The organism is Blastococcus sp. OS1-29 (genome assembly GCF_057628075.1).
In genome coordinates, this window is the sequence record NZ_JBXXJK010000001.1 from 868,709 (window position 1) to 894,528 (window position 25,820).

The following is a 25,820-nucleotide window of genomic DNA, read 5'->3' on the forward strand; positions in this document are numbered from 1 at the left end:
ACCGGACCTGTGAACCGAAGGACCGGAGCAACCCTCGGTACCACGCGCTGTCTATGGCGGTTTCCGGTCTCTCAAAGGCGGCGGACGACATGCGCAACGAGAGTTAAGAGCAAGGCAGTGCCGGACTGTCCCTGAGTGGGCCGCTCAGGACACAAGCGTCCGGCCGGCCCCGGAAGGCGGCCGGGGAAACACTGGCGTGTCGGACCATGACTTTGTCAGCTAGCTCTGAGCGATCACCACGCGCGCCCGTCGGCGGGCAGGTCGTCCTCGATATCACGCAGAACGTCCCTATCGGCAGACTTTGCCATGTCAGTGTAGAACCGCTTCTCTATCGACCCGGCTGGCAAGTCTTTAGCAATATCGCGTGACCTGTCGCGTTGCTCGATGGTCTCCGGGAAAGGTTCGCCGGGCGTGCCGCTGCGGATTCCGGAGATCGAGGCAGCCCACAGTGCTTGACGCATCGATCGAAGTGCCTCCGGGCCGAGTCGGTCGGCAGCGTGCAGTGCGGCCTTTACGAAGTCCGGCCGGTCCCAGATTAACGTGCGGGGAGCTTCGTGAAGAATGGCGACAACAGCGTGGGTCAACCTTTCTTCGCCGGATTCGAGTGCGTTTTCCAAGAGCTGCACGACTTGGAGGTCGAACCCGTTTGCCACTGCGGCGAATAGGTCGGCACCTAGCGTCCGCCGACGCAGGGATTCAATCCCTTCGGAGATCCAGGCCAGGATGCCCCTAAGCGTAGTTAGGAAGTCTGAGGTGTCGCGGACCTGAAGGTCATTGTCCCAGGAGTATGGCAGCGCGGCGTAGTTGCGGACGGAGTCTAAGGACTCGGCGAACAGAATCCGGTCTTCGAGCAGCCCGATAACCCATTCCGGCTCGGAGGCGGATCGAGTGGCTAGTGCCTGGGAGACGGCGTAACCACCGATCCCAGGCAGGGTGATGAGGTCTTGACGAATTAGGCCCAGTTCGGCGTCGGAGAAGTTTTCCCAGGAAAGGCCTAGCTCGGCCCGGAACGACATGAAGATGTCGTCGGCCAGGCTCTCGTCGTCGCCGAATCTGAGTGCCGCGAGCAGACGGGTGGCCTCGGCCGTCTGGGTTCGTGCCAGCAGTTGCGCCGCTCGGGCGACGTTTCGTCGTATCACCACGTCGGGGTCAGCGGCCAACTGCAACAGCAGCTCGAGCTCTCCGGGGTGCAGTTGGCGAAGGCCGCGGTTCCAGCCGATCGCCTGTGACACGGCGCGACGCCGATCTGTTGAGGCGCTGCCGAGTAGTTCCTTGATGCTCTCAAGCGCGGCTGTCGGCTCCTGTTCCGCAAACGCACCGAGGATCACGGGCACGACCGGGTCGAGATCGCTCTGGCCGGGGGTTGCTCGCAGGTACCCGAGCATCGTGTGTGCGAGCGTAGGGCGGCCCTCGATCAGGCCCGCTACGACGGGGCCAGGATGGCCTTCGGTAGCTCCGTGAGCCGCACGCTCTGCGCGGAGGCGCGCGATGAGCAGGTCGACGACTTCGCGGTCTGGGAGGCCTGCCAGGCCGTCAACGACGGCTTGGATGACCGCCAGTCGTTTGCCCTCCATCGCTTGGAAGTTGTCACCACGGTCTCTGATCAGGCGACCCCAGCCGTCGTGGACTGTCAGTGCGAGGAGCGCTTCGACTCCGTTCGGTAGGGAGTCAACGGCCCGCTCTGCGGCGCTATGCGTCGGCCCGTCGCCATAGTTCTCGTGCCAGTACAAGGCATCCCGAATGATGACCACCACGGCGGGGTCCAGATCGCCGGCGGCAGCGATGGCCCCGAGCCGCTCGATGGTCTCGACGAATCCAGGTGTCCATCCCTCTCGTTCATCGCTCGACACGGCTCGTCCGAATAGGCCCGTCGGGTATCGGAGCGCCGACTTGAGGAATTTTGCGGCCGCTCCAGAGCGTCGAAGGTTGGATGAGGCAAGTTCCTCGAAGGCGAGGTCTATGACCCGCTGACGAACCCGCATGATGCTCTGCGGGTTCAGTGAGTATGGCCGGAAGGTGATCGTGTGACCGCGCAGGCGCGGGTCGTCTCCTTCCGTAGCGAGCATCGGCTCGAGCACATCGAAGGGTGACAGTCGCTGGCCGTCGGCGAACCAGGTCGAGGCGATGTCCAAGATCTGGTCGTTGAACCAAATCGGTTTCGCCACCTCGAACTCGGCGAGGTCACGCAACACGCGAAGCGCGTGTTCGGGATGCTGGTTGATCGGGCGCTCGTCGTCTTGAGCGAGCTCCCACAACTGGTTGAGAGCCTCCGGAAGGGTGTCTTCGTTCATTGCCGCGAGCTTGAGCGCGGGCGCCAGTGCTTGAAGAACGATGCTGTAGTCGGTTGCAAGAAATGTCCGCCAGGCGGCGTGTTCACCGTCTAGGCGGTCCGTAGGATTGTCGATGAGCCAGCGGATTGCCTCGAGCGCCCGCTCCGATTGGAAGTACGCGACCTTGGCAAGGGTCGCGGCCAGAGTGCGGCGGTCGATCACGTCCGCCGTCTCGATCCGGGCAAGGAATGCGTCCCACAGGGAGTCGGCCAGGCTTGGCGCTCGGTCATCCATATTGCGAACCTGCCAGTCCACGCGGCTCACGTTGATGAACAAGTGTTCGATACTGCTGCCAGTGACCAAAGGCTCGATTCGTGCCAGGTATCCGGTGCCCAGGGAAGTGGTGTCGTCAAATGCCGCTTCTGTCAGGATGACGTCTCCGAGGAGATCAGGCACGATTCGCAGCGACTCGCCGCGGCGACGCAAAATCCCGGCGTTCTCCAGGCTGCGCAGGTGCTTGTGCAACTCGTCGTAGGGCTTCCCGACGATCGCGCTCAACGACTCGCGCGCCGCTACCTCGTTCGTTCGGAACGGTTGCAGGGCAGCAAGTGCATCTAGCACTGCGCGACGAGTGGGTGGGTCGAAGGCCAGTGGGTCATTCACGAGCGCATCGCGAAACCCCCGCATGATGTGGAACCGGATATTCTCGTCCTGCTCCAATGCTGAGGGCTCCAGCTGGCCCTGCTTGATCAGGACGCCACCGACGACGGTAGCCAGCGGGGAGTCGTTGGTAAGCGTTGCGAGTCGTCGCGCAACCGCCTCCGGCGCTTTGCCACCCAAAGCTTCGCGCGCCAGAGCGGTTGCCTCGTCGAAGTCCAACTCCTCGAGCGCGACCTCTGTATGCGGAACGGGGAGAAGGCCGTGGCGCGCCAACCCCTCCCTCAGGGACCGCAATCCGTAGGGCCGGGTAGCGAGCACGATCTTGGCGTCTCGGTTGCGGCGCCAGACGCCGGCGACTATCCCAGGGGCCTCGGTAAGTTCGTGAGCGTCGTCGATGACGACGGTGAGTTCGCCCTCGTGGGGAAGTAGCTCGAAGTCTGCGGCGGACACGTGCGCGTCGCCCGCCAAGATCCGAACCTTGGCAGCGGCGGGCGCGGCGTCCGCGAGAGCCTTCAGCAGCCTGGTCTTGCCAATGCCACCGGCACCGGTCACGAACGACAGAGTTGCATCTGCCTGGTATGCGGCACTCGCGAGCTGGGCGAGTAGCGCCTGTCGGCCGGCCAGGCTCCACTCATGGTTGAAGATCGTCGAGGGGGATGCATCGAAGTACTCCTCGGGGTGGAGCCACGGCCTCGGGGAGGGAACGCCGAGGAACGACTCGCGGTGTCCGGGGAAGTAGGTGTCGACGATCCTTACGGCTTGCTCGCGGGGCAGGTTCCGGATGTAGCGGGAGATGTCCTCGCCGTCCCATAGCTCCCAGTTCGCGTGCTTGCCGGCTTCCTTGCGGGCTGCTGGACTAGCGGTGATTCGGGATAGGAACAAGTAATTCTTCGGCGCAGCGATCGTCACCTCTTCGATCGCCTTGCCGACCGCCGTCGGTCCAAACTCGCGGTGCCGCTTGCATTGTCCGGTCGCGAGGTTCGTCCCGGCGGCGGCGACGAGGATGTCAATTCCGTGCTGCTTGTGACCGCGCCCGCCGTAACGGCTCGTGTGCCCCTGGGGATGAAGCGCGGTCATCACTTCGGCGAGTAGGTCTTCGAAGCGCTCCTCGGTCAGCTCCTCGAGTGGGAGCGCGCGCGTCAGCGGTCGGACCGGGAGTCGGACAGTCGGCGCCGACCGGTACGCACCAGCATCCAGAAGCACCGCCTCGTCGACGCCGGCGACCTGCGCAAGAGCGCTGACCATCGCTCGCCTCGGCCGGGACTGACCGCGTTCCCAGCTGCTCACTGCCTGCTGGCCGACGCTGAGTTGTGCTGCCAGAGCAGCCTGGTCAAGACCTAGAGCTTCGCGTCGTTCGCGAATGACCCGCCCCAGTGCTTTGTACATGACGCGAAGCATACGCCTAGACTGCGTGTTGCGGCAGGCACACACGTATCAAATGCGTGTGGTCGTTAGTCAGGGCGGCTCTGACGGGCCATCGGCGGTCGCGTCAAAGTGCTGCCTGGACGGTCAACTCTGACCAGCGGCATCGAGCAGTCGGTCAGTAGACCTGCGGGTCTGGTGGACGCGACTGCCATGATCTCTGGAACGAGTAGCGCGGACCGGCGTCTTGAACCTGCCACTCAATCTGTACGTGGGCCGTTGATCCCAGCAGCGCCTGTGGAACGACGGCGAGGTCCAGCGAGAGACCAGGTTCCACGACCGCGGCCTCGTCGGATCCGTCGATGATCTGACAGCCGACGGGAAGGGTCACGTGCGCGTTGAGTGCGGGGGCGCTGCCGTTATTGGTGAACCGGAGTCGGGCAACATGTTCGTTCTGCAAGGGTCCGGGCCCGAGCTCCCACCGAAAATCGAGAGCCCAGGACACGGCCGTCCGGTGGGCTTCAGCCAGTCGTCGCTTCTCGTCACGCTCAGAGACAGCCGCTTGTCGCTCAGCGGCCTTCGTGGCCCGACGACTGTAAATGAACGAGGCCGCAGCGATGACCAGAGCTAAGGTTGCGATTGACGACGTGATCCAGTCGGATGCGTGCACGCCGTTTGCGTACCAGCCGCCGACCGCCGAGTCGTGCAACGGGCGGCCATGTCGCTGTTAGCGGCTCTCGACCGTCCCGACGAGAGCGGACCCCGAGAGCCCGTGCGAGCTCGGAGTTCGACTAGGGCACCGAGGTCGACTAGTCCCGGGTCATGCCATCTACGTTGCCCAGAGGACGGCAAGCAACTTCGGCCACCGCGTGATCTGCCATGCGTCCCGCATCGTCATACACACGTGTTCCCTGGGCCGCCTCCAGGGACACCTAGAACCGGGACCCCTGCGGCGCGGGATCGCTGCCCGAAGCCCCCGGTGTGGTTGCAGTTGTGGTTGCAGTTGACGGCGTTCGCTCCAGTGCGCCGGCGAGCGCGGTCGTACGTATCGGCATGTCAGATGCCTTACGGAACGACGGCGAACTGCAGCGAACGCGATCATGACGGCCTGGCAGTGTGGGGGTCAGGGGTTCGAGTTCCCTCAGCTCCACCCTTCTGAGCAGCGCTTTCTTCGTCCTGGGCGCTTTCGACCAACTCCGTGGTTGCAGTTTGTATCCCCTTACCTGGCATGAGCAGGGCACCCACCGGTCCGCCCCTCGCGCGCGAGGGCCGGCATCACGTGGCTGTAGATGTCCATCGTTGTGCGCATCTGGCTGTGACCGAGCAGCTCCATGACCACTCGTGGGTGCATGTTCTCGGACAGGAGAAGGGTGGCTGCGGTGTGCCTGCCGTCGTGCAGCCGGACGTGGCGGACGCCCGCCTTCTGCAACAGGCGGGTCCAGTCGTCGTAGTCGGTCTTCTTGTCGATCGGCCGGCCGTTGGGCTGGGCGAAAACCAGGTCTTCGTCCTGCCACTCGGAGCCCGCGAGCATCCGCTCGCCGAGCTGCTCGGCCTTGTGCCGGTGCAGCTCGGCGACCAGAGGAAGAGGGAGAGCCAGGGTGCGGTGTCCGCGCTTGCTCTTGTGCTCCTCGTAGATGAGCCCGCCACCCCGGACGCGGTGGATGCTGCGTCGCACCCTGAGGGTGTTGGCCAGCAGGTCGATGTCTCTCCACTGCAGCGCCAGCGCCTCGGACTGCCTGCTCTACTCCTCGTCCTCGTCCACGACGATGCGCGGGAGCGCCTCTGCGAGGCCCTTGACGAGGGGATTGTCGGCCCCCAGCAGTGAGCGAAAAGGACCGAGAAGGGCAGTGCAGATGGAGGCCACGAACAAGAGTTCGATGGGCGCCACCACGATCATGACGATCACCGCCAACCATGCCGGGCTACCCACATCACGCAGCCAGCCGTAGCTGCCCCGAATGGGGCCGAAGGTGATCGACAGGCCCAATCGCTCGATCGCCGGAGCGATCCAGCCCGCCAGCAGGACGAACGCTGCCCTTAGTGCCGTGCGCGGGAGGCGCCGGGGGGCGATGGCCAGAGTGGCGACCGAGTAGCGCCCCATCACTCGCAGCCCCGCCGAATAGGCAAGTTGACCGGCGAGAACAACTGCCGCGCAAGCGAGGAGAGGAAGGCTAGTCGTCGGCGCTTCCTCACTCTGGGGCACCCGCACGAGAAGAACGACGCTCGCGAGTGCGGCGCCGGAGGAGAGCACGACGCCTACAGCGCGCAGCGTGGTGCCGAGCCTGCGCCGCGTCGCGGAGCGTGCCGCGTCGGGGTCCACGATCCCCTGGGGTGGACGATGCCGGACAGCGACTGCGAGGCCCCAGCCGACTCGGATGAACCACCTTGCGGGTGCCCTGTTCAGCCGTGGGTGCCGGCGCAGGAAGCGGCTCAGCTCGGCTTCAGCGGCCACCCGCGCCACGGCGGGGTCGGCATCGTCTCGGAACCCTTCGGCAACGGCGTCGACGGCTCCGTAGCCCAGCATCGACTGTGCGGCCTTGAGTCGCAGCTCTGGCTCGGGACTGCCCTGGTACCTGCGCGCGAGCTCCTCGATGGTCTCGGCGCCTTCCTCGGCACGGCCAGACCGGAGCAGCTGCCAGGCCAGGTTCGTCATCGCCCGCTCGATGAGCATATGGACGCGAGGCGAGATCCCTTCGCCGGTTGAAGGGTGGATGTCCTGCACCTGACGCCATGTCGCCAGCGCCTCGTCGGTGCGGCCAACTTGCGCCAGCAGGGATCCGCGGGTCAGCAGCGCGTTGGCGGTCGCGAAGGTAGCCCGACCGTCCGAATACTCGGCCATCCGGCTGACCACGTCGTCCAGGAGTCGCAGCGCCCTCTCCGGCTCGGCCGGGTTCGTATCGATGGAGTACTGCGCAAGGAATTGCGCTGCGATGCTTACCGTGTATTGGACGCGCAGCAGTTCCTCGTCCCCGTAGTCCTCGATGAGAGCGGTGAGCTCGTCGCCGATCCGGCGAGGATCCGCCGAAGCCGAGGCGGCCGCCATGTACGCCTCGTGGACCAGTCGAACGTAAGGACGGAGGGGCTCCCGATCCTCCGCGGTGAACCACATCCCCGACTGCATGGGCTTGAGTTCTCGCAGCGCTGTCTGCGCCTGCTCCGCCTCATACGTGCGCCCGCACATCGACAGGGCGATCATGGACTGCAACCAGGCATTGGGATCCGTGTAGTCCAAGGCCAGGGCGCGTACTAGCAACGGCAGCGCGCAGTCGTCATACCCCAGCGCCTGTAGCACGATGGCTCTTCGAAGCACCGCTGCCCGGTCATGAGGCTGGCTCGGGGCTTCCGCCAGCAATTGCTCATCGGTCAGTGATACGGACAAAGTCGCGCTCCTCCCATCGCTGGAAAGCCAACCGATCCTGCATCTGTTCGGCTGGCGGAGGCGCGAGAGGCGTGGCTGGTGCCATCCCATGGCAATCGTTCTCCTCACGGCCGTTCGACGCCACGTGGAACCGTCACCTGCGGTCGGGCGGATGGGGGAAGAGCGACGATGCGCCGGATCGCCGTCCTGGACGACTACCAGTTCGTTGCGACAGGCAACTGCGCTGAAACGAGGCCGCCGTGCCGCGGGGTGGGCATACGCAGGCTGAAGGTCAGTACTCCGCCACCGGCCGCGTGCGGGCGACGCCCTTGTAGTCGCAGCCCGGTCGAGGCAGGGCCGAGGAAGCCATGCAGCGGAAAAGTGCCCGAAGGATGTGTCTCTGAAGACGGCGTCAGGGACGCCTGCAGAGCGACGGAGAACCCTGATCCCGCTGGCTGCTGTTCGCCGTCATGTGAACGTGCAGTGCAGACGGCTATGCAACGGCAGTGAACCTCTGCGAACGCGACTATGACCGCCTGGCAGTGGGGGTCAGCGTTTCGAGTCCCTCAGCTCCACCCTTGCGAGCTCAGGCCGTTCTCCCGCACGGAGAGCAGCCGGAGTCGTTTCCGGCATCCATTGCGGAATCCGCCTGCGGACTGGACCCGCTGCCGTCGCGCACGGCTTGCGGCGACGCGAGGCCATCGTGCGAGGTTCTGTCGCGCAGGACGGCTCCACCCCCAGCCGGTGACTGGGGGTGGAGCCATGTTGACTGCCAGGCCGGCGGGGCGTTCCGCCCGCGCGGGGTATCAGGGGGAGACGTACAGCGGCAGCACGACTCTCGTGTACGTGTGGAACGCCGGGACTGTGATCACATGGTCGCTGGTGATGTTGCCGATTGTGCCGCCGTTCATCACGTCGCTGACCCACTGGCCCGTGACGGCGCCGTTGCGATAGCTGCCGGGGACCACGATCGACAGCCGCGAGTTGGTGGCGGCGTAGGCCGCGGGTCCCGACTGACTGTTGAATCGTCCGAGGTCGGCGAGGTTGTCCCACGACCCGGCCAAGATCTCCACGGTGCTGCCGGAGATCGTCATGTACGGCTCGCCCTTGCTGTCGTGGGTCTCCAGGTTCTCCCCGAAGATCCACGCCGTCGCTCCGCCGCTCACCGAGGCGCCCCGGCCCTCGCGGTTGAGCTGCCGCAGGTACGCGTGGATCGGCCGGCTGATGTCGACCAGGCGCCCGGAGGCGTTGTCCACATAGAGGTCGCCGGTCGCGCTCGGTCCAGTGGTGACGCGGCCGGGCGAGGACCCGATGGCGCCCATGTTCCGCAGCACCATCGCATCCGGCCCGTTCTGCTCGAAAGTGACCGTGGCCGAGGCGTTGCGCAGCTCCACGAAGGACGAGGTGCTGTTGCCCACCGAGATCTTGCCGGTGTTGGCGCCGGCGACCCGAGACCCCATGAAGTCGATGGCCTGCACGTTGCCCCGGACGATGACGGGCGTCTTGATCGTGTAGTCGCCGTAGGGCAGGTAGACCACCTGCTTGCCGGAGTCGATGGCAGCCTGGATGGCCGGGCCGTCGTCGTCAGCGGAGTTGCCCGAGGTGGCGTTCGCCTTCACCCAGTGGGTCAGGTCGGAGTCGCTGCTGCGGGGCGCGTCCGGGTGCGCCAGGTTGAGGCTGGCCACCGGGCTCGTCTCCGTCCACGCCACCGTCTTGTTGCCGCGCCGGTAGTCGGCGGTGCTCCACTCGGTGATCTGGGTCTTCCCCATGAAGCGGTGAGTCGTGCCGTTGCTGACCAGGTTGCCCCAACCGGACGCCGTCACGTTCCGCAGGTGCGCGAAGGAGTCGGCGAGGTCCACGGCGGTGCCCGATCCCGGCCCGGTCAGCGTGACGTCGACGGCGATGAGGACCCCCCGGTTGTTGGTCGCCTGGTACGCGCGCGGGGCACCGCTGACGGTCAGCCCCTCGAAGTCCAGGGACCGGCCGTTGTTCTGGATGGCGACCGTGCGCTGGTTCTTGAGGGTCACGCTGTGGAAGGTCAGGTTGTTGACCGGGGCATCGGTGGGGTCCGTCCAGATGCCGACCGCGAACCCGTCGATGGTCACGTCCTGCACCATCGAGGGGCCGGTGCCGGTCTCCATGGTCATGCCGCGCAGGCCAGAGTTGGCGGGAGCCTTGATGGTGACCCGCTGCATGGCCCCCGAGTTGCATGCGGCCCAGCGCACGCCCACTGCGCCCGGGTTGCCGGCGCCGACGTCGATGGTCAGGTCCTGGAGGTAATTGGCGTAGGCCGTGTTGTCGTTGCCGGTGGAGGCGAGCTGAATGCCGGGGCGGTAGACGTACTTGGGCGAGCCGGCGCTGCCGTAGCCGCTGGCGTTGTCCTTGAGCTTCAGCACGGTGCTGTCCTGGCCGGCGCCGACCAGGCGGATGGCGTTGCCCGGGGAATGCAGCGTGTTGCTCACCAGACAGGTGCCGGCCGGCAGGGCCAGCGTGCGGAACGAGAAGCGGGTGGCGAGGTCGCCGGTGTTCGCGTAGGTGTTCAGGGCGTTCTGGATCCCCGAGGTGTTGTCGGTGACCCCGTCACACTTCACGTTGTAGGGCGAGGCAGCCAGGCTGACGACCCCGGAGTCGGCGGGGAACCGGACGCCGGCGCTCGGCGGTACAGGCTGCGGAGCCACGGTCGGCTGGGTCGGCTGGGTCGTCGGCTGCGGAGCCGGGGTGGGCTCGAGCGTCGGCTTCGTCGCAGTCGCCGCCTCTGACGTCTGTCCGGGCGCCGGCGCCGACGTGGGGGCAGACGGCGCGGTCGCCCCGGTCTTCCACTCGACGTGCAGCGCGGGAGCCTTGCTCGCGCCGGTGTCGAAGCTCGTGGCCACCCGCTTGTCGGAGCCGGTACCGGTGATGCTGACCGCGAGCGCGTTACCTGAAGCCCACCCCGGCCGGGCCACGATCTCCTGCACCACGGCGGTCAGGTCGCTGGTCCGCTGCGCCGGGCCGCGCTTGCCCGCGGACCATGCCGCCGGCGTCCACTGTGCCGAAGCGGTGGTCTTCGGGCGATCTGACACGTCCCCCTGGGCGCGCGTGAAGGTGCCCGGGTTGTCGGCCGCTTGGCCGGTGATGGTCAGTGGCACGGTCGTCGCGGTGCGCGCGTCGGCGGTGAATTGCACGAAGGCGCGGGTGATCGTCGCTCGCGGCGGGATGGCGACCTGGGCGAATCGCAGCCCGACGACCTGCTGCTTCCCCTTGTCGTTCGCCATCTCCAGGTCGGAGCTGTCGAGGACGGTGCGGTCGGACTGCTGCTCGGCATCGTCGGTGCTGGCCCGGACCCGGAAATCTGCGCTGTCGGCCTGGGCGGCCGGGCTGATGAGGACGATGCCGATGGCGGCGAGGAGGACGGACAGGAGCAGGAGCAGTGCGCGTTTCATTGGATCCTCGTGGGGCTATGGGGTGCACGACCGTCAGGTCGGCCACGACTCCGGCGCCGGCCTGGCTTCAGGCGATCAGTGGGGCTGACCGCCACCTCAGCCACAGGCCGGACGCTCTGCGTGATTGCACAAATCGCTTCAGTGACTTTGGAAGAGTTGCACATACTTTCCGCATCGACGAAGTCACGGTGAGTACGGATTCGCCCCTGTAGTCACGCCCGTCCCAGGTGCCACAGCGGCTCGCTACGCGGTGCCCCGGATCGCCGTCGCGACCTGCGCCGAAGCCGCGGAGGGCTCGGGCAGTGACTTGTCTCACTTCCGGACGGGCGCCTGGTAGGCGCACGAGAGGCCACGCGCACCGCCGTTTCGGCGCAGATGATCTCCGGCGGCCCGACGAGCGATTCCTGCCCGACCGGCGGAGCAGTGAGCGATTTCAGACATCGAAAACGACTTTCCTTGACCAAGTCGACTTGCCAAGGTTCACTGACCCACGCATCCGGGTGAGCTGGAACACAGCCGGGCAGTCCTGCCGGCTCGCCCGGTGAGGGTCGGGCCCGCGGCTTGGCGCCCGGCTCCGGGCACCGGTTGTCTCTGCCCCTCATCCGTGCGCACCGCAGCTGTCGGCGAGGCACCGTCCTCGTCGGTCCATGTCCTGATCGCTCGACATAGGAGTGCCTCACCATGTGCGACCAGCTTCCGACGACCACCTCACGCCGGACCCTGCTCAAGCTCGGAGCCGGAGCCGCCGCCACTGTTGCTGCCGGCACCGTTCTGGCCGGCACGGGTACGGCAGCCGCAGCTCCCGCCAACCCGTCGCTCGACAGGTACCGGACCCGGCTGGCACTGCTGGGCACTGCTGGCGGCCCACCGCCCATGAAGGGGCGGGCTGGCATCTCCTCCGCCGTCATGGTGGGGGACGCGACCTACCTGGTCGACCTCGGGCATGGCAGCTTCGAGCAGTTCCACGCCTCCGGCATCCCGGCCACGAGCGTGCGACGCATTCTGCTCACGCACCTGCACTCCGACCACATCGCCGAGCTCTACGTCCTGCCCTGGTTGCGGCACGGCGGCGTGAATGCCCTCCGAGGCCCGATCAGCATTCACGGACCGGGCCGGGCCGGTGGTCTGCCGGATGCCCGCAACGGCCGCCAGGTGGCGACCATCAACGAGGACAACCCCACCCCGGGCACCGTCGACTTCATCGAGCGGTCGATCGAGGCGACGGCCTACGACCTGAACATCCGGATGCGCGACGAGGCCTGGCCCGACATCCGGCAGGTCATCACCGCGCACGACATCGAGTTGCCCGCCGTCGGCGCGTCCCCCCAGGGCAATCTCTTTCCCGACATGGAGCCCTTCGTCGTCTTCGAGGACGACCGGGTCCGGGTGAGCGCGACCCTCGTGCAGCACCCGCCGGTCTTCCCGTCCTTCGGCTTCCGCTTCGACACCGACGAGGGCTCGATCGTGTTCTCCGGCGACACCGCGGCGAGCCAGAACCTGATCCGGCTGGCGCAGGGCGCGGACTACCTCGTGCACGAGGTGATCGCATTGGACTGGGTGGCGAGCCTCAACGTGCCGCAGTCACTGCTGGACCACCTCGCCGAGTCGCACACCAGCATCGACAAGGTGGGAGCGGTTGCCGAGAGCGCCGGTGTTCGTAACCTCGTGCTGAGCCACCTCGTCCCCGGCGATGTCGATGCCGTGAACGACGGGGAGTGGCGCCGCCGCGCGCAGGCCGGGTTCTCCGGAAAGGTCACGGTCGGCCGGGATCTCATGCAGTTCGGGGTCGGGGCGCGCCACTGATCCGCGAGCGCGGCCAGCAGGCCGGGCCCGGAATCGCTCGGCCAACCGGTCACAGCGGTTCGGGGTGGACCCCTCCGGTTGCGCCGGCGCGCCGGCCCCCGTGCCCGGCGCGACGGCTCAGCGCGATCGATCGGGGGCGTCGCGTACGAGCAGCTCGCCGCCGTCGGCGGCGAGGGATCTGCCCATCTCGCGCAACACGTGCAGGCCGGCGGCGTCGGCGGCCCGCACGTGCTGCAGATCGAGGAGCACGCGGGCATGACCACTGCGATGCAGCTGCTCCACCGTCCCGCGCAGCAGGTCAGCACCCTGGAGGGTGAGGTGACCACTGGCGCGGACGGTGCCATTGCGGGCGTCGACGATCTCGGTCAGCGTGGTCATGCCGCCACCCTCGCAGGCGTGCGGGTGATCCAGGCCCTCGCCCGGGAACTCGTCACGGGCTCGTCACGGGATCGCAAACTCAGGAGGGGCGGGCGGACAGCAACGGTGCGTAGTCGGCGGCGGTGAGGGGCGCCGCGGTGAGTTCACCCGACGGCAGTGGCGCCTCCAGGGGCTCGCCGTCGTGGGTCAGCAGCACCGCGGAGATTCCCGGCACGCTGGTCGCGGTCAGCACGATCTGCCCGACCGCACGCCGGCTCTGCTCGCCTGCCGGCGCGTCGCTCGCCCCCGCGAGGTCGACGGTGGCGGTGCCGCCGTCGACGCGGGTCACGGACAGCCGCACCCGCGGGGGGAGCGCCGTGGTGACCTCGGCATCGCGCTCCCCGGACGTCGGGCCCGCGGCGAGCTGGGCGAGCAGGTCGTTGACGCGTTGCGCCGCCGTCGACCCCGTGACGTCGCGGCCGCTCGGGACCAGGACGTCGTGCGCGTCCACCAGGTACACCCGCGGGCGGTCCTGCCGGGCGGGGGAGGAGGTGGCGGCCGGTGACCCGGGCGACGGCGAGGCGAGCGCGTAGGGGATGTCCGTGGGGGCGAGCGTCTCCGGCGCCCCCCCGGTCGGCACGCCGCAGCCCGCGACGAGGGCGGCCGTTGCGAGCAGGAGCAGCCGACGGCGCAGGCTCACGGCGCCGCCGGCAGGGACAGGCTCAACCGCGCGCCACCGAGCGGACTGGCCGAGCACCACGCCGCGCCGCCCTGCGAGGCCGCGGTCTCGGCCACGATGGCCAGCCCCAGCCCGGCTCCCGGCAGGGACGCACGGGCAGCCCGCGGCCCTCGGGCGAAGCGCTCGAAGATGCGTTCCCGGTCATCGGGCGCCACGCCGGGCCCGGCGTCGTCGACCGTCAGCAGGACCGTGCCGTCGCGACGCTCCACCCGCACCGCGCAGGGGCCGCCGCCGTGGCGGTCGGCGTTGTCCAGCAGATTGCGCACGGCCCGCTCCAGCCGGTGCTTGTCGGCGTGGACGTAGGTGCGCTCGTCGTCGTCCGCGGTGAGCAGGTCGAGGGAGTGACCGGTGGCGGTCAGCACCGCCCGCGTCAGCGCGCCCAGCGCGACGCGGGGCGGGGGCCCGGCGTCGGTGGAGCCGCTGTCGAGGCGGGCGAGCTCGAGCAGGTCGTCCAGCGTGGCGCGGAAGCGGTCGAGCTGACCCTCGATGAGTTCCAGCGCCTGCTGCGACCGCGGCGACAGCTCGGCGCGGCGGCCGCCGAGGACCTCCACGCTGGTGACGAGGCTCGTCAGCGGGCTGCGCAGCTCGTGGCTGACGTCGCCGACGAACCGGTCGTCGCGCTCGATGCGCGACGCGAGCGCGTCCACCATCGAGTTGAAGCTGCCCACGATGGCCACCAGGTCGGGGTCGTCGGTGCTGGGCAGCCGGGCGTCGAGCTCACCACCCGCGATCTGCGACGCGGCGGCAGCCACCTGCTCGAGCGGCTGGACGACCCGTCGGCTGGCCCAGACGCCGAAGCCCGCCCCGGCCACCGTCGCCGTGGCCGCGCCGGCGCCGAGCACCGTGGCGACCGTGTGCAGCACCGCGTCCAGCTCGACCAGCGGGGCGACCTCGTAGAACTGCAGGTCGGCGGCGACGACCGGCACGCCGATGACCAGCCGCGGCCCCACGGCGGAGGCGACGCGCATGGTTCCGGCCGAGCCCTCGGTGACGACGGCCTGCAGGGCCGCGGGGACGTCGCGGGCGCCGACGTCGAGCGCCGAGGAGTACCAGGCATCGCCCCTGCGGACGACGACGGCCGCACCACCGGAGGGCCCCACGTCGGCCAGCACGTCGCCGACGTCGGTGCCGGCGGTGGCCAGTCGGCTACGGAGCAGGTTGGCGTCGACGAAGGCCTGCCGGGTGGCGGTGCGCTCACGCTGGTCCAGCAGGTAGCTGCGGGCGAGCAGGAACGTGGTCACGACGAGCACCGCCGAGACGAGCAGGGCGCCGGCGCCGAAGGCCAGGACGATGCGCGCCCGGAGGCCGCGCGGCCTGGGCGCTGCCCTCACCGCGGGTCCAGCCGGTAGCCGAGGCCGCGCACCGTCACCACCAGCTGGGGCGAGCTCGGGTCCCGCTCGACCTTCGTGCGCAACCGCCTGACGTGGACGTCGACGATGCGTTCGTCGCCGAAGAAACCGTGCTGCCAGACCCGCTCGAGCAGCTCCTGCCGGCTGAGCACCCGCCCCGGCGCGGCCGCGAGCTCGCACAGCAGCCGGAACTCCGTCACGGTCAGCGGCAGCTGCTCGCCGCCGCGGTGCACGGTGCCGCGCTGCTCCCGCAGCACCAGGGGGCCGGCCGGGTCGCGGTCGAGCACGACCTCGGGCGGCCCGTCGCCGTCGGACGCGGGTGCCGGCGCCACCCGCCGGCGCAGCGCCCGCAGCCGGGCGGTGATCTCCTTGACCTGGAAGGGCTTGGTCACGTAGTCGTCGGCGCCGGCCTCCAGCGCCGCGACGATGTCGTGGGTGTCGGCCCGGGCGCTGACGACGATGATCGGCAGGTCGTGGGCGCGCCGCACCTCGCGGACGACGTCGAAGCCGTCCATCTGCCCCAGCATCAGGTCGAGCACCATCAGGTCCGGCGGCGAGACGGACACCTGCCGGCAGGCGTCCTCGCCGCTCACCGCCTCTTCGACGGCGTACCCCTCGTCCTCCAGCGCCCAGCGGAGGGCGGTCCGGATGTGGTCGTCGTCCTCGACGACGAGCAGTCGGGGGGCCACGTCGGCCCATGCTGCCATCGGGTGCGGCACGCAACGGGCTCGCCCGGGAACCGTCATGGAATCTCCAAGAAATGGCCAGGCCTCCCGCAATGCGGACCGGCGACCGTTGCGGTCATGACCAGCACCCGTCCGGCGCGGGCTCCCGGCGAGGCCGACGAGGTCGTCGTCCGCCTGGGCGACCTCCCGCTCGGCGAGGGGCTCGCAGACGTGCGCTGGCTGCTCCACGACGCGTTGCGCGCCGGCGCGCGCCGGATCGTGGTGGATCTCCTCGGCGTACCGCCCCTCGCCAGCCCGGCACTGGCGAGCTTCCTGTGGGCCCACCGCGCCTGCCGGGCGCGAGGCGGCGGCCTCGTGCTGCGGAGCCCCGACCGCCGGACGCGGGAGATGCTCCGCCGGACGGGGCTCCGGCAGGTCCTGCGGGTGGAACCGCACGGCCACCACGACGCTGCCTGACCGCCGCCCGCATCACACGACGCGGGTGACCTCGGCAACGGGTGCGTGCGGGGCGTGCCCACGGTTCGCCCGATGGGCGTACAGGGCCTCCCGGTCGGGCAACGAGTGCCCGCCGGGGCAGACGAGCGTGCCGACCTCGCCGACGTAGTAGTGCACCGCGCGCTCGGGGACGAAGAATCGCCGCGCGCGCTGCAGCAGCCGGTGGTCGCAGGTCGGGCAGTGGAGGTTGTGGAGGGACTGGACCCACATCGCAGTCATGGCCGCCAGCCTGCGGTCCGGCCGTCCCGACAAGCCAGCCGATGTGCTGGGTCTGGCGAGCTGTCACGCGATCGCAAACTGCCCCGGCGTCGATGACGGTTTCCGGACGACTCGTCCCAGATCTCCGTAGCGGCCGTCGTGCCGCGGGGCGACGCGACAGGCTGTCGCCACGTCCTGAGGAGGTTCGGTATGAGGTGTTCGCAGTGCGGTGCGCAGAACCACGGAATCCGCTTCTGCACGGGTTGTGGCAAGCGGCAGGCCCCACCGCTGGTGGGGGAACAGCGGATGTCGCGGCGCTCCTCGCCGCACACGTAGGGAATGCACCGCGCGGCCGCCGAACCCCTGCGCGAGGGGTCGGCGGCCGCACAGCCGAGTCGGTGGATCACCCGGCGGTGGGCTTCAGCACCTGGTCGATGATGTAGACGGTGGCGTTGGCGGTCTGCACGTTGCCGCAGATGACCGAGGCCTGCATGCCGGTCTCGGTCCCGTCGCCGGCGACGGTGAAGTTCTCCCCGGACCCGGCGATGGTGACCTTGTCCCCGGCCAGCGTGGTGTGCTCGCCGGCCAGCTTGTCCGGCGTGAGCCGGCCCTGGATCACGTGGTGCGTGAGGATCGTGGTCAGCATCTGCTTGTCGGCCAGGACGGCGTTGAGCGTGTCGGCGGGGATGGCCTCGAACGCCGGGTTGGCCGGGGCCAGCACGGTGATGTCCTGAGCGGAGTTCAGCGTGTCGCCCAGGTTGGCCGCGGTGACCGCCTGGACGAGCGTGGACAGCACCGGGTTGTTGCTCGCCGCAGTGGCGACCGGAGCGCTGCTCATGCCGGAGAAGCTGCCGGCGCCGTCGGCCGGAACCGCGGAGCAGCCCGAGCCGAACGGCTGATCGGCCATCTTCGCGCTGTTGGACGGCGCCGCAGAGCTCATGTCGGAGGAGCTGCTCGAGCCGGAAGCCGCCGTGTCGGAGGAGCTGTCCGAGCCGCAGGCCGAGAGGGTGACGGCCATCGAGGTCGCCGCGACCAGCAGGGCACTACGGGTGAGGAGGGTGCGCTTCACGTCGGTTGTTCTCCTTCGGGTGTCCGTTGCGAGCGCAGCCGTCATGGCCACGTCGCGGGAGGGAGGTGCTCCGGGCCGCGAGAGCGGCTCCGGTTCGCCGCCGACAACGAGCCGGGGCGGGTCTTGGGAGGTCGGACGGGGGGCGTCCGGACGTCAGCGGGCGGTCACCTGGATCGAGTGCCAGCCGCTGGAGCCGTTCGGGAAGGGGCTGGCCCGATCGGAGGTCTGCAGCTCGCCGTTCGCGGCGGTGGCCCGGACGGTCAGGGTGTGGGTGCCGGCCCGGAATTCGTACGGCAGCACCCACTGCCGCCAGAGATCGGCGTCCGTCTCCGGCGAGAGCTCGGCCTGCTGCCAAGCACCGTCGTCGACCTGCACCTCGACGGAAGCGATGCCGCGGGTCTGCGCCCAGGCCACCCCCGCGATCGGACGGCGGCCGGCCGGGAAGGTGCGCAGCGCCGCGGGGGTGTCGATCCGCGAGGCCACCTTGATCGGCGCCTGCGGAGCCCACCCGCGGCGCACCCAGTACGGATCGAAGGCCTCGAAGGTCGTGGCCTCCACCGAGGTCAGCCACTTGCACGCCGAGACGTAGCCGTAGAGGCCCGGGATGATCATGCGGACCGGGAAGCCGTGCTCGGTCGGCAGCGGCTTCCCGTTCATGCCGAAGGCGAGCATCGCGTCCTCGGTGTCCAGCGCGGCCTTCGTCGGCGCGCCGATCGTCATGCCGTCGACGGAGCGGCAGACCAGCTGCGTGGAGTCCGCGCCGATGCCGTTCTCCCGCAGGAACGCGCCCAGCGGAACGCCCAGCCACCGCGCCGTGCCCGCCAACTGGCCGCCCACCTCGTTGGAGACGCAGGTCAGCGTCACGTCCCGCTCGATGAGGTCGCGACGGTCGAAGAGGTCCTGCAGTCCGAAGGTGCGCCGGCGGTCGAACTTCCCCGACAGCGACAGCACGTAGTCCGTGGGCCGGATCTGCGGAACGGTGAGCGCGGTGTCGACCCGGTAGAAGTCCCGGCTGGCGGTGACCAGCGGAGTCACCCCGCGCACCGTCGTGGCCAGGTCCGCACCGGCGGGCAGTCGCGGGGCGGGTGACGCGGGCCGGGGGAGGGTCAGCCCGGCGCGTGCCTCGGCGACGTCGAAGCGCTGCCGGAGCAGGCGGCCGCCCCCGCCGGCGAGCACGGCGACCCCGACGGCCACGCCGCCGGTGACGAAGAAACGGCGCCGGTCCAGGGAGACGCCCTTGCGGTCGCCGGACCCGAGCACGTCGCGCAGCCGATCGGCGACCGACCCGGCCGGCGCGGCCGGGCCGGCGGCAGGAGCCGACCGGCGGGGTGCGGTGAGGGGCGCGATGAGGAGGAGCAGGGTCGGCACGCCCACCAGGGCGCCGAGCAGGGAGGGCAGCCCGTCGAGCGCTCCGGCGGACGGCCGGGTGACCGCCGCGACCACCCCGACCACGCCGAACAGCGCCACCCCCAGCGCGCCGGCCCGCCGGTCTCGCAGTGCGACCAGGCCGACCAGCACTGCGTAGAGCGCGACCACGGCCAGCACTCCGACAACCAGGGCGAGCTTGTCCCGCTCGCCGAACGTCCGGATCGCGAACTCCTTCATCGACTCCGGAACGAGGGTGATCGCGGCGTTGCCGACCGCCACGACGGGCGAGGCGGCCGGTCGCACCAGTCCGGCGACGAGCTCTCCGACCCCCAGGGCCACCGCCGCGGCGAGCAGCCCGGCCAGCGCTCCCAGCACCCGGCGGACCCACCGGCCGCGGTCGGGACGACCGGCGGCGGGAGCCGGGGCGGGCTCGGTGTCGATCATGCCCGGGGTTCGGCCGCTACCGCCTCGACGGTTCATCGGTTGTGCGCAGTATTCGGTGTTCGTCGGACTCGGGGCCGGCGGAGCGCCGCGGTCATGTCTGGGCAGCCGGTCGTAGCGACCGGACGGGACGGGTCAGGGCGGGGGCGTGACCGTGCCCTCCCCGGAAGTGGTCGCGACCGGCGCGGCGGCGCGCGTCGCCGGCGGCGGCGTCCCCGTGAGTGCATCCCGATAGGGGGCACCGGCCGGTGGCTGCGTGGTCGAGCGGCTGTGGGCGGCGATGTAGGTCCCGGCAGCGATGGCGGCGGCCACCGGCCAGTCGACGACGCCGGCCACCCCGAGCGCCGCGACCCCGGCGTAGAACAGCAAGCGCTGCCCGCCCCCGGACCCGGGGTTGGGGCTCGTGGCAGTCCGGGGCGGCGGCGCCGCCGGCCGCGTCGACGTGCCGACGGGCCGGGGGGCGTTGCCGGCAGGGCGGGCGAGCGACACCGTGATCAACGGAAGGCGCAGCGTCAGCGTCGTTCGCTCCCCGGGTGCGCCGGACGTCTGCCCGGCTCCCGAGGTAGCCGGTTGCTGAGCGGTCACGTCGCCCGAGGCGACCTCGGGGTCCGTGCCGTCGGCTTTCCCCGGCGTGGCTTTCTTCGGCGTGGCGCGCCTGCTCGGAGGGGGCATCTCACTCGTGTCCCAGCCGGGTCGGGGCGGGGCGGGCCGATCTCGCGGGGCAGCGCACTGGCTTCCGACCGGCCACGCCGCGCCGGGTTCCGACCTCAGTGCTCGTCATGGTGATCTCGGCAGTGGTCATGGAGACTGTCCTGGTCGGGTCGCTCAGTGCCCACCGTCTCAGGGCCGTTCAGCGACTGTGCTCACGTACCCGCGGCGGATGGAACCATGCCGTCCGCGGACCATCCCCCGGGGCGCCGGGCTCAGCCTGAGGAGGCGCTGGGTCTCTGCTCGCTAGGCCGGCCGGTGCCACTGCCGCAGGGCCACGTAGCCGAGCCCGGCGGCGAGCACGACCGGCCACTCCACGACGCCGGCAACGGCGAGCGCCGCGACGCCCAGAGCAACAGGGACGGGGCTGTCGGGCAGCACGCGCTGGACCATCTCGACGGGGGCGGAGAGCAGGGAAGCGATCTGGTCGCTGGTGCTGTGGCTCCTGGTCGAGGTGCCGGGGTGCGGGTGTGCGGCGCCCGTGTCCACGATGGTCGGGTTGTCGGGATCGGTCATGGTTGCTCCCTGTCGAAGTGGGATGGCGGACGTCCGTGCACGCGCGTCGGGATGGCCGGCTCAGGCCGCGTCGAGGGCTTCACCGAGTGCGTGGAGCATGCGGTTGCGGCGGTCGTCGGAGAGGACGTGTCCCACGCCGGCCACGACAGCGACCGGCCACTCGAGGAGACCGAAGGCGACCCCGCCGGCCAGGCCGGCATAGAAGGCCAGCTTGTCCAGCGGCGGCAGCGTGACCTGGACGTCGGTGTCACCGAGATGGAACTCCAGGTGCGTGGTGTTGACCTCGACGGCGTGCTGCGCGGCCCGCTGGTGGGGTCCGCGGGGGTGCGGCCGGTCCGTCGTGCCGGGAAGCCGCGCGGCCACCCCGGTGGCGGCCGCCGGTGCAGCGGTGGTGGTGGTCATCGGAGCTCCTTGTCCTCGAGTCGGCGGATCCTGCCGACGGTCTGTCCGTCGGGCGCCGGCGGAGCCGCCGGCGCGACGGCCCCGGGACGCCGCCGGTCGTCGGTGCGGTCACCCGCCGGCGGCACGAGGCGGCCGGTGGCGGCGGCCAGGACGGTGGTGCCGGTGGCGCATCCGGCGACGGTGAGCCACGCGATCGGGCCCATCGGTGTGCAGCCGAAGAACTGGCTCAGGCCCGGCGTCTGGATGATGCCCGCGAGGACGACGCTCGACCCGATGCCGGTGGCCAGAACGACCGGATTGCGGCCCCCCACGAGCAGGGTCTGGCCCAGCTGCGTGCCGACCAGGGCGGCCAGGCCCATGGTGCTGGCCCGGCGCCGGGTGCCGGTGAACCGGCCGATCTGCCACGCGGCCAGCGCGCCGGCGCCGGTGGCCACCCCCCGGACGGCGATGTCGCGCAGCAGCGGACTGCCGAGGGAGGGCACCCCGCCGGCCAGCACCTGCCGTCGCTCGAGCGGGTCGCCGGGAGTGGGCGCGAGGGCGATGGCCATCGAGGGGAGGAGGTCGGTGAGCATGTTGACCAGCAGGAACTGGCGGACGCCGAGCGGTGCCCGCCCGGCCAGCGCGGTGCCGGCGAGGGTGAACCCGACCTCACCGGCGTTCCCGCCCAGCAGGATGGCCACCGCATCACGCACTCGCACCCACATCGCGCGGCCCTCGACGAGCGCGTCCAGGAGCAGGCTCACGTCCGGCTCGGTCAGCACCAGGTCCGCGGCGGTCCGTGCGGCGACGGAGCCGCGGGCAGCCATGCCGATGCCCACGTCGGCCAGCCGGATGGCGGCGGCGTCGTTCGCGCCGTCGCCGGCCATCGCCACCACCCGACCGGCCCGTTGCAGTGCCGCGATGATCCGCAGCTTCTGCTCGGGAGAAACCCGGGCGAAAACACTGGCCCGGCTGACCAGCGCGGTGCGGGCGGCGTCGTCCAGGCCCGCGAGCTCGGGACCGGTGACCACCCGATCGGCGGGGATCCCCAGGCTCGTGGCGATCGCCTGAGCGGTGACCGGGTGATCCCCGGTGATCATGACGGTGGACAGCCCCGCGTCCTGCAGAGCGGCGACGGTCGGAGCCGCCTGGGGACGCGGGATGTCGGCCAGCGCCACGAAGCCGAGGAGGGTGAGGTCCTCGGTGAGGTCCTCGGGGTCGGTGTCCGCCGGTAGGCGGTCGACGTCGGACAGTGCCTGGCTGATGGTGCGACGCGCGACGGCGAGGACGCGTAGCCCCTGGCCGGCCAGGTCGTGCACCGTCCGGGCGGCCCGCTCGCGGCCGGCCCGGTCCAGTCGCCGCTTGCCGGCGTCGTCCCGCATGTGCGTGCAGCGGGGGAGCAGCACCTCGGGCGCACCCTTCACGACCAGCCGCAGGCCGTCGCCGGTGCGGCCCACCGAAGCGGAGAACCCGCGGTCGGACTGGAACGGCAGCTCCGAGAGTCCCTCCCAGTCCCGCTCGGGCTGCGGGCCCAGGAACTCGCGGGCGGCGTCCACGATGGCCTGGTCGGTGGCGTGGGGGAGCGGTCGCCCGTCGTCCGGCTGCGGGCAGGCACGCGCCGCGGCACGCAGGACCCGATCGTCGGGCACCGCGCCGGGCGCCCACTGCTGCCTCAGCCCGGCCACGCGCGCCAGGCGCAGCCGGCCCTCGGTCAGGGTGCCGGTCTTGTCGAAGCACACGGTGTCCACCCGGCCCAGGGCCTCCACGGTGCGTGCGGAGCGGACCAGCACCCCCCGCGCCGACAGCCGGCGGGCTGCGCTGAGCTGGGCCACCGTCGCGACCAGCGGCAACCCCTCGGGAACGGCGGCCACCGCCACACTGATGCCGGAGGCGATGGCCCGGGGGAGTGGTCGTCCCCGCAGCAGGGCCAGTGCGGTCACTCCGGCACCGCCCAGCAACGTGATCGGCAAGCCGCGACGGGTCAGCTCCTCCAGCCGGGCCTGCATCCCGACCGGCGCGCTGGCGGAGCCGGCCAAGGCCAAGGCCTGGCCCGCTTCCGTGGCTGCCCCGACCGCGACGACCACCGCGCGACCGGTACCGGCCAGCACGGTCGTGCCTTCGTAGACCAGGCAGGCCCGATCGGCCAGCTCGGCTCCCGGCGTGGCCTGGGTCTGCTTGCCGACGGCCACGGATTCGCCCGTCAGGCTGGCTTCGTCGACCTCCAGGCCGTCCACCTTCAGCAGCCGGGCGTCGGCCGGCACGACGTCCGCCGGCTGCAGGTCGATGACATCTCCCGGCCGCAGGCGGCTGGCCGGGACCTGCCGGATTGCTTCGGAACCGGCGTCGCGCGACCGGGCGGTGAGCAGGCGAGCGGAGAGGCGCTGATCGAGCAGCAACGCGCGCATCGCCTGATCGGCCCGCAAGCGCTGCGCGCCGCTGATGACCGCGTTGGCGGCCAGCACCCCGCCGACCAGCAGCGCATCGGTCGGCGATCCGATCACCGCCGAGGCCGCCGCGCCGGTGGCCAGCACCGGGGTGAGCGGGTCGGACAGCTCGGCGGCGACGGTGCGGACCAGCGCACCCAGGGGAGCCAGTCGCGCCGGTACGACGAGCCCGGGCCGCACGGACGTCGTCGCATCGTCCGGTCCGGTGACCTCGGGAACCGGCCGCGGCAGCCGAACCAGCACCTCATCGGGTTCCAGGGCGTGCCAGGGGGTGTGGAAGACCGGGTCAGGTGGTGGCTGCCGGCAGATCCGACGGGCGGTCACCGTGCCCGACACGAGCGCCAGGCCGGCGGCTGCGGTCACCGGGAGCAGCGCCCGCGAGCGGCGGGCAGGGCCACCGACCGCGGCTAGCAGCGCGCCCAGGAAGGTGGCCGCGGCCGCGGAGGTCACTCCCCGGGCACTGACCGCGGAGGCAGCCGGCAGGGCCGCCAGCAGCCGCGGGACCTCGGTCAGGCCGGGTCCGCACAGCAGATCCGCCGCCCACGGCACTCTTCCCTCGCGGGGGACGACGCCGATGCCCACGTCTGCGGCGGCCAGGGCTTCCTCCTGCGCGGCGATCAGCGCCACGACGTGCCCCTCCGCCTGCAGTCGCCGCACCTGATCGGCCAGCGGGCCGGCGTCGATGACCTCGGCGGCACGGCCGGCCAGCTCGGGCGCCGGGGCGTCGGCGGTGAGGACCAGGCGAAGATCCCCGCCCTGCCCTCCGGCGAGGACAGCATCCGCGTGGGGGTCCAGCTCGGTGCCGACGAGCACCTCGCCCACCGGGACGCCGTCCTCCAGGAGCAGCCGGCGCGACAAGCCACCGATCCCGCCGCGTGCGCCGTCGTCCGCCCGTACCAGCTCCAGCCGTGCGCGTTGCCGCCCGAGGGGCGGGGGGATCGGCAGATCCGGTGCCTCCCACAGCAGCCGCTGGGCGGCGCTCCACACGTGTTCGAGGGTCCACTGGTCGGCCGTCGGGCGGGCGGACACGATCAGCGGCCGGTCGTCGTGCAGGACCGCGCTGTCGACGACCACCGTGTCCACCCGGTCCAACCGACGCAGCGCGGCGGGATCCACGACGACCGTGCCCCGCGCCGACAAGCCATCGACCAGGGTGGTGGCGAAGGATTCGCGTGCGGCCCGGGCCGCCTTCGGGGCGCCGATCAACAGGGCGCGGCCGGCCAGGTCGGCGCTGCCGGTGGCGAGGAGGAGGCCACCCGCGGCCAGCAGGGACCCGGTCGCGGCCCGGTCGGCGTAGCGCTCGACCGGACCGCGCGGTAGGGGCACCGGCCGGTCGGCGTGCTGAAGGGGGACCCTCCGGACCGGTCGGTCCTCGTGCCACAGGTCGCCTGCGCGGGCGGTGAACCCGGCCCGTCGGGACCGCAGGGCCAGCAGGTCCTGCGCGTGTCGGGCGGTCTCGACGACGAGTGTGGGCACGCCCTGTGTCAGTCCGACCACGGCGGCGTTCGACGTCCCGATCACCAGGTCGGTGGCTGACGTGCCCAACCGGGATTCCACCAGCCGGCGCAGCCGCGGCTGGTTGTCGAGCAGGACGACCGCCGCCGCGGCGCTGCCCGGCAGCGACGGCAGCTGCGCGAACCGCCCGACCACCGCAGCGGACAGCCCGGCCAGGTCCGCGGCCAACCCCCATGCCGCCGCGGTGACCGGACCGGCGTCTGCCGGGAAACTCGGGTCATCGGGGTGGTAGCCCGGACGGGTCACTCCGGCGCGGCACTCTGCGCCCCTGATCGCCTCGACGAGCTCCTCCACGGTCAGCGCTCCCGGGTCGAAGCGCACCACCGCCCGGCGGGTCACCAGGTCGACGCGGGCCGAGGAGACGCCGTGCAGGGCCGTGAGCACGGCCTCGACGCGACCGGGCAGCACGTCCGCGGCCGCTCCCTCCAGACCCCACACCTCCAGCAGCGCGCGGCCGTCCCTCGCCCACACCCGCCGCGGGGGCGTGCGGTTCAGTGCAGCGGTCGCCCCGCGGAGCACCCCGCCGGGGGCGCCGACGGCCGCCTCGGCAGCGGCCCGACCGGTTCGTGTGACGAGGGACGCGGTGGCACCGGCCAGCCCCACGGTCGTGCGCACGGACGCGCCGACCAGCGTGGGCACCATCGCTCCGAGAATCCCGAGCCGCAGCATCAGCAGGCCT

General features: G+C 70.8%; 17 protein-coding genes and 1 pseudogene. 2 read left to right on the plus strand and 16 right to left on the minus strand.

Annotated features, from left to right (window positions below):
• Window positions 1-233: 233 nt before the first annotated feature.
• The 5 genes and pseudogenes from AC2H4J_RS04360 to AC2H4J_RS04380 form a co-directional block, all read right to left on the minus strand.
• Window positions 234-4,316 (minus strand): helix-turn-helix domain-containing protein, encoded by a 4,083-nt coding sequence (locus AC2H4J_RS04360; RefSeq protein ID WP_487463598.1) that lies wholly within the window; start codon window positions 4,314-4,316, stop codon window positions 234-236.
• Between the two features lie 154 nt (window positions 4,317-4,470).
• Window positions 4,471-4,962: a hypothetical protein gene (locus AC2H4J_RS04365; RefSeq protein ID WP_487463599.1), complete on the minus strand. Its 492-nt coding sequence runs from the start codon at window positions 4,960-4,962 to the stop codon at window positions 4,471-4,473.
• Window positions 4,963-5,511: 549 nt separating this feature from the next.
• Window positions 5,512-6,018 (minus strand): annotated as a pseudogene (locus AC2H4J_RS04370) (site-specific integrase); the annotation flags it as partial.
• A 15-nt stretch (window positions 6,019-6,033) separates the two neighbouring features.
• Window positions 6,034-7,671 (minus strand): tetratricopeptide repeat protein, encoded by a 1,638-nt coding sequence (locus AC2H4J_RS04375; protein WP_487463600.1) that lies wholly within the window; start codon window positions 7,669-7,671, stop codon window positions 6,034-6,036.
• 785 nt (window positions 7,672-8,456) lie between these two features.
• Window positions 8,457-11,072: a glycosyl hydrolase family 28-related protein gene (locus AC2H4J_RS04380; RefSeq protein WP_487463601.1), complete on the minus strand. Its 2,616-nt coding sequence runs from the start codon at window positions 11,070-11,072 to the stop codon at window positions 8,457-8,459.
• Between the two features lie 681 nt (window positions 11,073-11,753).
• Here AC2H4J_RS04380 and AC2H4J_RS04385 point away from each other — a divergent pair.
• A complete protein-coding gene (locus AC2H4J_RS04385) occupies window positions 11,754-12,875 on the plus strand; it encodes an MBL fold metallo-hydrolase (RefSeq protein ID WP_487463602.1) in 1,122 nt (373 codons plus the stop codon).
• A gap of 117 nt (window positions 12,876-12,992) precedes the next feature.
• On the opposite strand, the gene AC2H4J_RS04390 is transcribed toward AC2H4J_RS04385, so the two are convergent.
• The 4 genes from AC2H4J_RS04390 to AC2H4J_RS04405 form a co-directional block, all read right to left on the minus strand.
• Window positions 12,993-13,253 (minus strand): STAS domain-containing protein, encoded by a 261-nt coding sequence (locus AC2H4J_RS04390; protein WP_487463603.1) that lies wholly within the window; start codon window positions 13,251-13,253, stop codon window positions 12,993-12,995.
• Window positions 13,254-13,332: 79 nt separating this feature from the next.
• Window positions 13,333-13,932, minus strand: coding sequence for a GerMN domain-containing protein (locus AC2H4J_RS04395; RefSeq protein WP_487463604.1), 600 nt, complete (start codon window positions 13,930-13,932; stop codon window positions 13,333-13,335).
• Window positions 13,929-15,302, minus strand: a complete 1,374-nt coding sequence (locus AC2H4J_RS04400) for a sensor histidine kinase (protein WP_487463605.1) — start codon at window positions 15,300-15,302, stop codon at window positions 13,929-13,931. Before AC2H4J_RS04400 ends, AC2H4J_RS04395 begins: the two co-directional genes overlap by 4 nt.
• Window positions 15,299-16,009 (minus strand): response regulator, encoded by a 711-nt coding sequence (locus tag AC2H4J_RS04405; protein ID WP_487463606.1) that lies wholly within the window; start codon window positions 16,007-16,009, stop codon window positions 15,299-15,301. Before AC2H4J_RS04405 ends, AC2H4J_RS04400 begins: the two co-directional genes overlap by 4 nt.
• 114 nt (window positions 16,010-16,123) lie before the next feature.
• Here AC2H4J_RS04405 and AC2H4J_RS04410 point away from each other — a divergent pair, with 114 nt between their 5' ends.
• Complete coding sequence (locus tag AC2H4J_RS04410; protein WP_487463607.1) at window positions 16,124-16,462, plus strand: STAS domain-containing protein; 339 nt, start codon at window positions 16,124-16,126, stop codon at window positions 16,460-16,462.
• A 12-nt stretch (window positions 16,463-16,474) separates the two neighbouring features.
• On the opposite strand, the gene AC2H4J_RS04415 is transcribed toward AC2H4J_RS04410, so the two are convergent.
• The 7 genes from AC2H4J_RS04415 to AC2H4J_RS04445 form a co-directional block, all read right to left on the minus strand.
• On the minus strand, window positions 16,475-16,720 hold the full coding sequence (locus AC2H4J_RS04415; RefSeq protein ID WP_487463608.1) for a hypothetical protein: 246 nt from the start codon (window positions 16,718-16,720) through the stop codon (window positions 16,475-16,477).
• A 382-nt stretch (window positions 16,721-17,102) separates the two neighbouring features.
• The gene (locus tag AC2H4J_RS04420; RefSeq protein WP_487463609.1) at window positions 17,103-17,768 is read right to left on the minus strand and encodes a fasciclin domain-containing protein; all 666 of its coding nucleotides are present in this window, start codon (window positions 17,766-17,768) and stop codon (window positions 17,103-17,105) included.
• 153 nt (window positions 17,769-17,921) lie between these two features.
• Window positions 17,922-19,580: a molybdopterin-dependent oxidoreductase gene (locus AC2H4J_RS04425; protein ID WP_487463610.1), complete on the minus strand. Its 1,659-nt coding sequence runs from the start codon at window positions 19,578-19,580 to the stop codon at window positions 17,922-17,924.
• A gap of 132 nt (window positions 19,581-19,712) precedes the next feature.
• Window positions 19,713-19,946, minus strand: a complete 234-nt coding sequence (locus AC2H4J_RS04430; protein ID WP_487463611.1) for a hypothetical protein — start codon at window positions 19,944-19,946, stop codon at window positions 19,713-19,715.
• A 585-nt stretch (window positions 19,947-20,531) separates the two neighbouring features.
• Window positions 20,532-20,801, minus strand: a complete 270-nt coding sequence (locus tag AC2H4J_RS04435; RefSeq protein ID WP_487463612.1) for a hypothetical protein — start codon at window positions 20,799-20,801, stop codon at window positions 20,532-20,534.
• A 60-nt stretch (window positions 20,802-20,861) separates the two neighbouring features.
• Window positions 20,862-21,203, minus strand: coding sequence for a hypothetical protein (locus tag AC2H4J_RS04440; RefSeq protein WP_487463613.1), 342 nt, complete (start codon window positions 21,201-21,203; stop codon window positions 20,862-20,864).
• On the minus strand, window positions 21,200-25,783 hold the full coding sequence (locus AC2H4J_RS04445) for an HAD-IC family P-type ATPase (RefSeq protein ID WP_487463614.1): 4,584 nt from the start codon (window positions 25,781-25,783) through the stop codon (window positions 21,200-21,202). Before AC2H4J_RS04445 ends, AC2H4J_RS04440 begins: the two co-directional genes overlap by 4 nt.
• Window positions 25,784-25,820 lie beyond the last annotated feature (37 nt).